At 48.9% G+C, this 12,351-nt stretch carries 8 protein-coding genes; 3 read left to right on the forward strand and 5 right to left on the reverse strand.

Features of this window, described 5'->3' with window-relative positions; genetic code table 11:
- Positions 1–59 precede the first annotated feature (59 nt).
- The 4 genes from CWM47_RS26005 to CWM47_RS26020 all read right to left on the reverse strand — a co-directional run bounded on the left by CWM47_RS26005 (position 60) and on the right by CWM47_RS26020 (position 6,049).
- Positions 60–1,703, reverse strand: a complete 1,644-nt coding sequence (locus CWM47_RS26005; protein WP_100991356.1) for a SusD/RagB family nutrient-binding outer membrane lipoprotein — start codon at positions 1,701–1,703, stop codon at positions 60–62.
- Between the two features lie 21 nt (positions 1,704–1,724).
- Positions 1,725–5,138, reverse strand: a complete 3,414-nt coding sequence (locus CWM47_RS26010; RefSeq protein ID WP_100991358.1) for a SusC/RagA family TonB-linked outer membrane protein — start codon at positions 5,136–5,138, stop codon at positions 1,725–1,727.
- 81 nt (positions 5,139–5,219) lie between these two features.
- On the reverse strand, positions 5,220–5,417 hold the full coding sequence (locus CWM47_RS26015) for a hypothetical protein (protein WP_100991360.1): 198 nt from the start codon (positions 5,415–5,417) through the stop codon (positions 5,220–5,222).
- Positions 5,418–5,506: 89 nt separating this feature from the next.
- Entirely contained in the window at positions 5,507–6,049 is a 543-nt protein-coding gene (locus CWM47_RS26020) for an RNA polymerase sigma factor (RefSeq protein ID WP_100991362.1), read from the reverse strand.
- Between the two features lie 638 nt (positions 6,050–6,687).
- Here CWM47_RS26020 and CWM47_RS26025 point away from each other — a divergent pair.
- The 3 genes from CWM47_RS26025 to CWM47_RS26035 all read left to right on the forward strand — a co-directional run bounded on the left by CWM47_RS26025 (position 6,688) and on the right by CWM47_RS26035 (position 11,208).
- The gene (locus CWM47_RS26025; RefSeq protein WP_100991364.1) at positions 6,688–8,919 is read left to right on the forward strand and encodes a ligand-binding sensor domain-containing protein; all 2,232 of its coding nucleotides are present in this window, start codon (positions 6,688–6,690) and stop codon (positions 8,917–8,919) included.
- Between the two features lie 41 nt (positions 8,920–8,960).
- Positions 8,961–9,896, forward strand: coding sequence for a glycerophosphodiester phosphodiesterase (locus CWM47_RS26030; RefSeq protein WP_100991366.1), 936 nt, complete (start codon positions 8,961–8,963; stop codon positions 9,894–9,896).
- Between the two features lie 166 nt (positions 9,897–10,062).
- On the forward strand, positions 10,063–11,208 hold the full coding sequence (locus CWM47_RS26035; protein WP_100991368.1) for an acyltransferase family protein: 1,146 nt from the start codon (positions 10,063–10,065) through the stop codon (positions 11,206–11,208).
- Positions 11,209–11,421: 213 nt separating this feature from the next.
- Here CWM47_RS26035 and CWM47_RS26040 read toward each other — a convergent pair whose 3' ends face one another.
- Positions 11,422–12,351: a dihydrodipicolinate synthase family protein gene (locus CWM47_RS26040; protein WP_100991370.1), complete on the reverse strand. Its 930-nt coding sequence runs from the start codon at positions 12,349–12,351 to the stop codon at positions 11,422–11,424.

A 12,351-nucleotide genomic window follows, 5' to 3' on the forward strand; every position in this document is an offset into this window, starting at 1 on the left:
AGGCCGGTTAATTATAGCACAAGGCAAGAGCCTTGCGCTATCAGATCATAACAAATTAACTACCACGGCTTCCCTGTTCCCTGAACCAGCCACGGTTTTGACCAGGCACTGTTTTTTCCGTCAGACTGTGAGTTGGCGGTTACTTCCAGTTTGTCTATGGCCGTTCCGGCGTTGGCTTTGTTGAGGTTCAACTCATCCCGCATGTAATAAAAGCGCAGGGGAAGCGCCTTTCGTTTTGCCGCATAACCTGCCGAGAGGGCCGGTAAACCCGTACGTCGGTAATCGAACCACGCTTCCGTAGCGTTTGTCCAGCTGGCAATCCATTTCTGGCCGATGATCTGTGCCAGCGTACCATCGTAGGCAACACCTTTCTGAGCAATGAAGGTCGTGTAGCTACTGGATAACCCCCAGGCGGTAAGTGAGGCTTTAACACCTGCTTCGTACTGCGTTTTTGCATCACCGGCGGCCCAGCCTTTCGATGAAGCCTCGGCCAGAATAAACCGCACTTCTGCCGCCGACATCAGCCGGGCTTTCAGCAACGGGCCTTTCGCCTGCGTGTATATTTCATTCAGGTACGAAACGTGTGGATTGACCGATGTCTGGCCCGGTGTCGGGTTGAAGTTGTAGCCCGATGGGAGCTGCGAAACACTTGGTGGCAGCCCTACATAATTCGGATCGGTATCAATCTGAGTCGTACCTACTTTATCCGGCGACAGATACCGTACACCGTTTATGATTTTATCGGTACCGGCAGGCAGTGAGGCATCGACAGAAAGGGGGATTTCTACCTTTTTTGCCCAAATAGCGAGCCGTGGGTCTTTGGTAGCCTGCATGGGTTTAAGCAGGGTCGAGCACATTTTTATCCGGCGGTAGTTGCTGCCGCTGATGTCGAACACCGTATTGGCTGGCCAGGAATCACCGGCATTGTTGCCCGCAAACGCCATTGTTGCATCGGCTGACGCATCGTCGATGATTGGGTACTGGGCAGGATTGGCAACAATTTTTTCAATACCGGCTTTAGCTACATCGGGCTGCTTAGCCGAAATGCGCATCAGGTATCGCAGCTTGAGTGAGTTGGCGAGTTTCTGCCATTTGGCCGGATCACCCGCATAATACATATCAGCGTTTTCGACAATGCTGGAATAGGCTGTTTTTGGTTTCGACAGCAAAACGCTGGCTTTATCCAGATCCGCCAGAATGCCCGCGTAGATGGTGGCCTGATCGTCAAATTTTGGCGCAATATAATCTGCGCTACCCTGTTCGCCCTTCAGCGCATTGGTGTAGGGCGCATCGCCCCAAAGGTCGGTAATCATGCCAAAGATCATGGATTTCATAACCAGGGCCACTCCCTGCTGAAATTCCATGTTGAGCGTAACCGCCCGCTGGTAGAGCAGGTCATTGTTGCGCAGCAGATCATAATATCCGGTCCAGCTTTGGTCGCCACCCCAGTCGTAGTCATTATGTCCGCTGAAAAAGGCATCTTTCTGCGTGTGCTGAACCACGCCGGACATGTCCTGATAGCCAAGGTTTAAGAACGTCTTCCCGGTCTCGGTGAGCACGGTGGGCAGAATCAGGTTCGGGTTAACCGTTTCGGGCTGAACGCCGTTTGGGTTCACATTCAACTGGCTCAGGTCTTTGCAGGAAAACAGGAAAGACAGTAGCAGAACCAGGCAGGCAGTGTTCTTTATAAAGGTATTTTTCATGGCAAATGGCGTTTGAAGTTCTTAAAACGTGAGACCAAGTTTGAAACCGACCGGAATAGTCCAGGGCGTTACGTTGTACCGCTCGATGCCTTGTTTAAACTGCGTACCGGCCTGTGGGCTGGACTGAGGCTGGAAAGCCATTTCGGGATCGACGTTGATTTTGGCAGCTGTCCACAAAATGATGTTTCGGCTGTAGACCGAGAATGTAGCGCTTTGCAGGCCAATCGACTTGACAAACTGAGCGGGTAGTTCATAGCCCAGCGACACTTCCCGAAGTTTGACAAAGGAGGCATCAAATGTGGCGGCTCGGGTAAAACTCCAGGGGTAGTTATCGCCATAAGGAATAATTTTGGTGCCTGCTCCACCCAGATTTTCGGTGTAGCCGGTTATGTTACCCTGCGAGTCATACTGCGCAATAACCCCCGGATTGAAAACGCCATACGCATACGTTTTACCACCAAATTCAAATGGATAGCCACCATAGGCTGCTGTTGGTCCACCTACGATAGGGAAGTAATTGCCCTGAATCTTGATGTTCTTATCGGCGTTTTCTACCAGCCAGTTACGGAGGGCGTCGCCGGTTCGGTCGCCGGGGTTAATCAGGTTATCCAAAAACCGCTGTGAGCGCAGGTCGGATTCCATGTACCGGTAGGTTTGCGATACGAAATCGCCACCTGCCCGCCAATCGAGGGAGAAGTTGAGTGTAAACCCTTTGTAGGAAAGTGAGCTTTGGGCACCCAGCATGAAGTTGGGATTGAAGTTCCCGATCTTGTTCTTCGTGTTAGTCGCGCTTTTGCTCTGCCAGGAACCGTCATTGTCCAGAATGGGATAGCCATAATAGGATGATTTCTGGTCGGTTACGGTAATAACCTCTGCATCGTAAATGTCCCCTACTTTATCGCCTACATACGTCCAGGCACCCCCTTTCGCATCGGTCCAGAGAGTATAATAGGGAATGCCTTCGGCCAGTTCTTTTATACGCGTTGTGTTCTTGGTGAAATTGGTGGTCAGGTCCCAGCGCAAACCACCTTTGTCGACGAGTGTGCCGCCGAGCGATAGTTCGATACCACGGCTTTCCAGCAGACCCGCATTGATGTTTTTTGTGGTGAAACCAGACGATGGAGAAATCTGCGAAGGCAGAATCTGGTTGCGGTTGTCGGACATATAGTATGTTCCCGAGAAGCGGAGTCGATTTCGGAACATGTTGTAGTCAATACCTACTTCGTAGGAAGTGGCAATTTCCGGTTTCAGATTGGGCAGCAAAATACTTCCCGATTTCGACAGGCGTGTTACACCGTTCCAGGCACCCGCATCGCCCAGGGTAGGATAGAGGCTGTAGGGGTTTGCATCATTACCAACCTGCGCAACCCCGGCCCGAAGTTTAAACATGTCGACGTTGTTGGACAGGTGCACTATTTCGTTGAGCAGCAAACTCAGCGAAGCCGACGGATAGAAATACGAGCGATTGTTGACCGGCAAAGTACTTGACCAGTCATTGCGGGCGGTTAAGTCCAGGTAAATCATGTCTTTGTAGCCCAGGTTAGCCGTAGCATACGCGCTGTAAATGGCCTTCTTGTAGAGGTAGTTGCTATACTGAAGATTATTTGGCGCGATATTCTGAATGGTGTACAGGCCCGGAATAATCAGACCCGCGCCACTTTTGCTGCTGTTGCTCAAGTCCGTCGATTGCGAGTAACGGTTGTTTCCCCCCGCCGATACCACAACGCTCAGGGCATTAAACCGCTTGGTATACGTTGCCAGGAAGTCGGCATTCCGTTCGTAGCGTTTCAGATTGATCAGACCATATGCCCCATTAGGTTCGCCGGTATAGCTTTTGGCTATTTTGGTTTCCCGCTGTTCAGAATAGGTGTCAAGTGCATAGCGCCCCATCAATTTGATTTCGGGAGTGATCTGCCATTCGGCTTTCAGGTTACCAAATACCCGATCCCGTACGTAGCCATTGTTTACTTCATAGGCCAGAAACCAGGGGTTATTATAGTTGCCTATACTTTGTGATTGCTGTTGTAAGCCTTCTTTACCGGGCACCCAGTAATTTCTCAGATCATTGATGTCGATGTGCGAACCCACCCCATATGCCCATTGCAGGGGGTTGGTACCGCGTTCGCCAGCAGGCCGGTTGTTGGAATTATTGCGGCTGAAATCCAGGTTTGTACTCAGCGTCAGTTTGCTGTTGACCCGCACATTTGTGCTGATGGCCAGCGTATTTTTGAACAGATCAGAATTAGGGACAATCCCCCGGCTGCTCATATTGGAATAGGACAGTCGATAGGTGATCTTCTCCGAATTGTTCGAGATCGACACTCCGTTTGTGCTTGTAATGCCGGTCCGGACAAAATCCCGAACGTTGTTTGGATGCGACACAAGGGGCGTTGGAATTTGATTGCCGTCGCTCCCAACGGGACTATTCCATTGAATGGCGTTATACCCTTTGTCTAATTCGGGGCCAACACCGCCCGACGAACTCTCGTCGATTTGCAGAATTCCGCCCGGATAAGGATTGTTGTCGGGTGTAAATGGAAGAATACCCGTGGCAAATTTGCTGCCCATTTTCAGGTATTTATAGGGCTGGTCAAAAACAGTATTCGACGTAACCGATACCGTCATTTTCTGTGATTTTGAGCCGCTTTTGGTTGTAATCAATACCACGCCATTACCCGCCCGTGAGCCATATAAAGCAGCCGCGCTCGGGCCTTTCAATATGGATATGTTCTCCACATCGTCGGGGTTAATGTCCGAAATGGCATTTCCATAATCGACGCGGTTGTCGTTACCTATCTGGCTAACATTGTTCAATGAATTGGCGACAGGAACCCCATCGACCACAAACAGCGGCTGGTTGTCGGTATTAAGGGATTTGGCTCCCCGGATAATCATACTGACCGACGAGCCCGACGGCCCGGTTGAGCTGATCTGAACACCGGCTACGCGACCCGCCAGTGAATTCAGGACGTTTTCCTGTGCTACCCGGCTCAGGTCCTTTCCCTGCACTTCGCCTACGGAGTAGCCCAGCGAGCGTGCTTCGCGCTTGATTCCCAGCGCCGTAACAACCACTTCGCCCAGTACTTCGTTGTTTTCGACTAAGGCAACATCAATGATCGACTTGTTGCCAACCACGACTTCCTGCGTTTTGTAGCCGATAAACGAATAGACAAGAACCGCGTTGTCGGCGTTTACGGTGATGGAGTAGTTTCCCCGCTGATCCGTAATCGTTCCGATCTGGGTGCCTTTTATTACAATATTGGCGCCCGCAATCGACTGGTTATTAGTGCCTATTGTTACGTTCCCGGTTATGGTTCTGGCCGGTTTATTTTTGGCAGATCCATTGGCCAGCACATGCGTGAAGCAGACCCCTACCAGCATAATGATGGGTAGTGTTTGCCTCAGAATCAGCTGAAAAGTAGAGAATGGTTTCATGCGTGTTCAATTATAAGGTGGTCGATAAATACACAGATTAATAGGCAGGCTATAGTTATTTACGGGGTTGGCGGACTGGTTTTATTTCGTTTGTTTATCCGGTTCAGGCTGATACGGATGTTGGTTCAGCAACTCCGTAAATAATGCTTCCAGTACTTCAGAATAGGTCTGTATGGCATCGGGCTTATGCAGACCCGCTAAAAAAAGATCCAGCTCCGCTCCCGACAGCTTATTTTTGAGTAGTTGCTCAATCAGATAGTTACTGTCAGGCGTTGACATAGTATCGTACCCTTTAGCTGGTTTGCGTATAGTACGGCTGACCCTGACTAAAGGACTATCATTAAGCCTATTAATTTTTTCAGAAGTAATTACAAAACCGCAAAATCGAGTTTCTCCCGCAGGAGTTGCTTGGCTTTCACGAGTTGGTTTTTTACTGTGTTTTTTGAAATTCGCAGCATCATAGCAATTTCCTGATAGGATTTGCCTCCATCCACATTTAGAAGCAGTATCGTTTTTCGCTTTTCGGAAAGTGAGTTGACTGCGGCCTCAAGTCGGCTAATGCGAGCTTCCTGATCTTCTGGCTCGTCAAACGTGCCCTGCGTTCGCTCCATGTAGCGTTGACGCAGCAGTTGGTTCTTTTCAACTTGCTTCAGATAGTCGAATGCCCTGTTTCTAAGGCAGGTAAACAAGTAAGAACTGAAATTCAGGTTTGGATTGATCTGGGCTCGGCGCTCCCAGATTTTTATGAAAACATCATGAATCATGTTCTCTGCCTCTTCCTGGTCTTTCAATAAGTAAAGGCAGAATTTAAGGGCGGGGCTGCGGTAGTGCCGGTACAATTGTGCGAAAGCCGCCTGATCGCCCTGAATGACGTTGCTGAGAATACGATCAATTGGGAAGTTGAGGTGCATACAGGGAAGTTTTAGGTAGGTGGCCAAATGAAATAATTAGATCGAATTCCAGTTAAACTAATCGCCCCAGAGCATATGCCCCTTATCCGGATGGTCGATTATATCCCCTATCATTAATCACCTTGGAAGAAGGTAATTGAATAGTTTCAAGAATTTATTGTAATTATTTTGCCTTTTTTCCAAATAATATTTGGACTTCCCTGCCAAAGATTTTGTCACTACTAGCGGACAAAAGCTTTATCTTCCCTTAAAAAAAGCTTATAGCCAAAATTTTATTTGGCACAAATAGTAGCTTCGGAACAAATATAGAGCAGTATTTTTTAATTCGTTTTCGCACTTTGCGTATTAATGCCTTCTATTTGCGAAAACTATATTGATTTTATAATTACATAATATAAAGGGAAGAAAAATCTTCTTTATAGCCTTGAAATCAGTCAATTACTTAACCATAGTATAATATATAATTTATGAACAATGTCGGTTTCTTTACTTTGGCAGGTGATCGCCGGGTGTTATAGCCATTGCCTGTAAGCGTGCTATTTCTGGTATTCGACTGTTCATAAAAATTTACCTGCCTGCGAATAGCCCGATGCCGTTGGTTCGGCGTATATCAACAGAACATAGTATGCCCGATTTTTATGTATAAATTCTGTTTTTCTGAACTCCTCACGTTAGTTGTTGCCATCTTTTTTTTGAGTACGAACACGGTAGCACAATCGGTCTATCAGGACAAGCCATATGGGCAAGTTTATAGCGTTAAATATTATACGGAGAAATCCAGCGGAAACCTGTCCGGCCTGGCCTGCGACCGAAACGGCGTCGTTCAGATATGTTCGTCGGATGGTCTTCTGCATCCCTATGGGGGCGAGTTTCTGATACTTGGCACCTTACAGCCCGACCGGACGTATAGGCCGCTAGAGGATATGAAAGTAGCTGCCATTAGTTCTTGTGATCAGCAAATTGTTTACCTCAGCAACCGGGCAGTATTGAGTAATGCCTGGGCCGGAAAACTGCTTGGCGAACATCAACTTCCGAAAGCCAGATTCTTTGATGGAGGTACTAATTTTACGTTCCTTGTTTCGGACGGAAAGGCCCTGCATCTGGTCAAAGAGGGGGCTATTTTGTGGAAAGGAACAATCCCCGATGATGAGGTGATTGGTGTCCGGTTTCAGCCTGGTTCCGGTCTATTCTGGATATTAGGCCGAAAATCAGTGTATTCGCTTTCAGAAAAAGGGGACAAACTCAGCAAGGTGTTTGAGGGCAGCAACTTCACCTCGTTTACGCTTGCCGGCAAGAGCCCAGTGCTGATTATCGGTACCAGCGACGGCTATATCGAAGTTGATCCCATCCGTAAAAAGCAAATTGGGGCGATCCGCCGGAAACTCCCCTGTACCGACATTACGACTGTGGCCGAGGTAAATGGTACACTTTGGTTTGGCACCCCACAAGGTGCATTTGCCCTACGGCAAGATGGTAAATTCGACTACTACAATGGCGAACGCTGGTTGCCCGGTAATGCCGTAACCCAGATCGCGGCCGGGCCGAAAAACACAGTGCTGGTACTCACCACAGCGGGTATGGCCGAAATCAGAACGAAACTCATGACGCTTCATGAGAAAGCGCTATTCTTTGACGATAAGGTGCGTCGTCGGCATATCCGGAATGGATTTAACGCATCATTGGACGGCCTGGAGAAAGGCCATCTGGCTACGGGTTATCTGGCTGATTCTGATAACGATGGGTTGTGGACGTCGATGTATCTGGCGGGTGAGGTATTCCGATATGCCGTGACAAAAGATAAAGATGCGCTGCAAAACTGCCGGGAATCGCTCGATGCTATGGAACGGCTCTATACGATTAATCCCGTGCCGGGTTTTCCGGCGCGGTCGTTTGAGCGGGCGGGCTATATTGCCAGACTCAGCGATCCTGAACGCTGGCAGCATTCGCCCCAGGTGGACTGGGACTGGAAGTCGACAACGAGCAGCGATGAAATAATCGGGCACATTTTTGCCTTTGGGGCTATGGCCGAACTGATGGACGATAAGAATCTGCAACGACGGTCTATTACGCTCATTGACACGTTGATGAGTCATATTCTGACCCATGACATGTATTTGATTGATTTCGACGGCAAGCCAACCATGTGGGGTAAATGGAATCCTGCCTATGTGAATTCTTTCCCGATCAATGTAGGCGACCGCAAACTCAACTCCTCCAATATTGTGGCCATGCTCCAAACGGCCTACCGGTTCACCAAAAAGGAGAAATATAAAACGAAAGCGCTTGAACTGATGCAGAAACACGGCTATCTGGAAAACCTGATGCGCCCCATGAGCGTAATCGGAAAAGCCCCGGATGATGCCAGTGAACACAGCAAACACATGTCGGACGGCTGGAATCACTCCGACGATGAGATGTATTTTGTGGGCTATTGGGGACTGTACCGGTATGCTCTGAACGATGCGCTCAAGGCGAATTTTAAAAAAGCCATTATCGACCATTGGGAAGTTGAGCGACCCGAAAAAGAGGGTGCCTGGAATATTTTTACGGCCCTTACCGGGACCAAATCGTTTGATCTGAATGAGGCTATCTGGTACTTACAGGAACACCCACTCGACCTGATCGACTGGGAGATCAGAAACAGTCACCGCAAAGACATTGAGCTGTTACCCGCCAATTTCAGGCAACAAACTACCAAAGAGGTGCTCTCTCCTGCCGAGCGGCCCGTTCAACGACACAATGGTAATACATTTGAGTTGGATCGAACCCGGAGCAACGGTCAATCCGAACACAGTGCGGGCGATATCTGGCTGCTACCTTATTGGATGGGTCGCTATCTGGGCATAATAAGCGGGCCGGTCGGGAAGTGAGCCATTGCCATACATTATCGAAAATGAATTTTTTCAGTAGGATGCAGACATCAAAAAGGACGCTACGTTCAGACTTGCCGAATAATATCCTGTTGGCAATTGTCCAGAGAGTCCGTCAAAATGCCGGGGCTGTCTTTTGTTTTATTGCCTGTTGGCTGATTGGCTTTAGGCCCGGTTTCGGTCAACCGGCGGTAACTGACTCCACCGGCTTTTATCGGGCCAGGCTAGTCAAAAACTACAAAATTGGTGTTTCCGCGCACCGGGGTGCGTCGGGTATAGCGCCCGAAAATACACTGGCGACTTTTTGGCTTGTTCTACAAATGCAGGTCGATTATATCGAAATTGACATTCGAACAACTAAAGATGGCCAGCTTGTTATTTTACACGACGCTACACTGAATCGCACCACTAACGGAGCCGGACCGCTAAACGGTCAGACACTTGCTGAACTGAAAAAACTATCGGCGGCAAAAGGAGCTGGCGAGTCATTTCAATCCGAACAGATTCCATCACTGGAAGAGGTATGTCAACTACTGGCCGACTGGAATGCTCATCATCAGGCAAGAACAAAGCTGTACGTTGATTGTAAAGACGTAGCCCCAGCGCCAATGGTCGCTATATTAACCCAATATGGGCTCCTGACCGACGCCGTTTTTTACGGTTCCGACGATAACCTGCTCGCCCTGCAAAAGGTGGCTCCGTTGGCAAAGCTTATGCCTTCTCTCAACAAAGCCGACATGATGACCGATAAAATTGAAAAACTGCATCCGTATGCGTTTGATGTAAGCTGGCCTGCCGTTACAGAAGCGCTGGTTGAGAACATTCATCAACAACAGATCAAGGTATTTTCTGACCTGTTAGGTGGCTATGATTCTGTCAGTCAATACGAAAAAGCGGCTCGCCTGGGCGTAGATGTCATTCAAACAGATCATGTTCTTCATGTATATAAGGCACTATCAACAGAAGCGGTTAAGTAAGAACAAGGCTTTATTCTGACCATTAGCAACACATGAAAAATGAATTAAAATTCTGCATGGGGAAGCGCAACAGAACAATAACGCTCGGAAACAGGCAAAAAAAGACTAATTTGGTCTGATTGTGTACCTACCCTCTCTCGGCAATCTCTCTTCTTACGACAACAAAATGACGACATCACATTCGCCCGCTGAACCGGCTATTGCACAGCCTGCGCCTGTTAAACGACTTCTTTCGCTCGATACGCTTCGCGGTTTCGATATGTTCTGGATCATGGGGGGTGAAGAAATCTTTCATGCGCTGGCAAAAACTACCGGTTGGGCCTGGGCTATTGTTGTGGCTGACCAGTTCTCGCACCCCGACTGGAATGGCTTTCGGGCATACGATCTCATCTTTCCGCTCTTTATGTTTATGGCGGGTGTTTCAACGCCATTTTCAGTGGGGTCAAGGCTGGATAAGGGAGTGGACAAAACAGAAATTGCCCGCAAGATTATTAGCCGGGGACTGGTGCTGGTGCTACTTGGGATCATTTATAACAACGGCCTTTTTACTAAAGCTATCCACGATATGCGTTTCCCGAGTGTTCTTGGTCGTATCGGGCTGGCGGGCATGTTTGCGCAGTTAATTTATCTCTATGCCCGGCCACGCACCCAGTACATCTGGTTTGCCGGACTTTTGCTGGGTTATTGGGCCTTGATGATGCTGGTGCCTGTGCCCGGTTGCGGGGCGGGGGTGCTGACTATGGAATGTAATCTGGCCAGTTATATCGATCGGCTGGTGGTTCCGGGCCATTTGTACAAAACGATTCATGACCCGGAAGGACTGTTTTCGACCATCCCGGCCATTGGCAATACGTTGCTCGGCATTTTTGCCGGGTCATTTCTGCAAAAGCAGGGCAAAACGGGAAACCAGAAAGCGCTGCAATTACTGGGGGCAGGTGCCGTTTTTGTACTCCTTGGCTGGCTTTGGAATTTTGTTTTTCCCATCAACAAAAACCTCTGGACCAGCTCGTTTATGCTGCTTACCGGTGGGCTGAGTTTACTGCTGCTGTCGGTATTTTACTGGATCATCGACGTAAAAGGTATCAAACGCTGGACATTTTTCTTCACAGTCATTGGCATGAACTCCATCCTGATCTATCTGGCGGGCGAGTTCATTGATTTTGGCTATGCGGCTCGTTTTTTCTTTGGTGGCCTACTCAAGCTGTCCTCTTCCGAAGTCGTCCATGAGGTGGGTGGTGCGCTGGCTTTTATCGCCGTTGAATGGGCTTTTCTTTACATTTTGTACAAGAAAAAAGTATTCCTTCGGGTGTAATGAAATACGGGGTCGGTTACAGGGCTTTCTTATAAAAATCGAATTCATCCAATGATGACTAAAAATGGAACCGCACGGGCGGCCCCGACGGATGACACCGATTGAACGGATTTTCACGGATAAAATTCAGTAACGTCAGTTGTTCCAATGGAAATCCGTTCAATCGGTGTCATCCGTGTTCCATTTCTGTTACTAAAAAAGCGCCAACATAGCCTATACCAAATTCAGCTCAAGTTCCTCCTGCAAGCGGGCATAATCAGCAAATAAGCCGTCGATTTGTTGTGCGATGGCTGGCGTAAATGTGCCTACGTCTCGCCGGGTAAAGGTGGATACGTTGAGCCCCCGGCGCTGCAAAAAGTATTTCGAGGTGATCGGGTAAACGTGGTGCATAACGTCCATTTTATCGATCAGAAACTGTTGAGCCCGGTCCACTTTTTCCTGTTGACTGGCATCATCGTAGTGTTGACAAAGCCAGACGATCAACTCGGGGAAGTAATTTCCCTGAATGCAGGAGAGCCCCGCCGAACCAGCTTTTAACGACGCGACAGCGTGCCCCATATAGGCGTCATATAAACCAAAGCCAGGCCGGGAAGCCAGTCGGATTTTTTCCTTGATCTGGTCCAGGTCAAGACAGGTATCTTTGTGGTAGATGACCCGCCCGGTGTTCACAAACAGCTGTAAGTTCTCCGGCGAAATCAGGCGTTTATAGGGAACCGGGCACTCATAAAACCCAACCGGAATCGTTTCGGTACGGTCCAGCAACTGAAAAACGCGCTCGTTGAAAACAGCCTCCGATTCGGTTTCCTCCGCCAGCAAACCCGTTATCAGAATAACGGCATCCGTACCGGTGTCATGCACCTGTTTCACAAAATCGGCCTGTTGGTCAATCGCCCCGCCGAACGTGCCGGTGGCCACAACAGGAACGGCCCCGTTCACCACCTTGATAACGTGGCCGATAATCTGAAGCCGCTCGGGCGCACTCAATTCAAACATTTCGCTCGACAGGCAATTGGCAAACAAACCAGCCGCACCAGCTTGCAGATAAAATTCGGTGAGCCGGGTCAGGGCATCAAAATCAATGGAGCCGTTGTCGGTAAATGGGGTGAGCATCACCGGAATAAAGCCTTTAGTCGCTGTTTTCAT

Source organism: Spirosoma pollinicola (genome assembly GCF_002831565.1).
GTDB classification, from domain to species: Bacteria; Bacteroidota; Bacteroidia; order Cytophagales; family Spirosomataceae; genus Spirosoma; species Spirosoma pollinicola.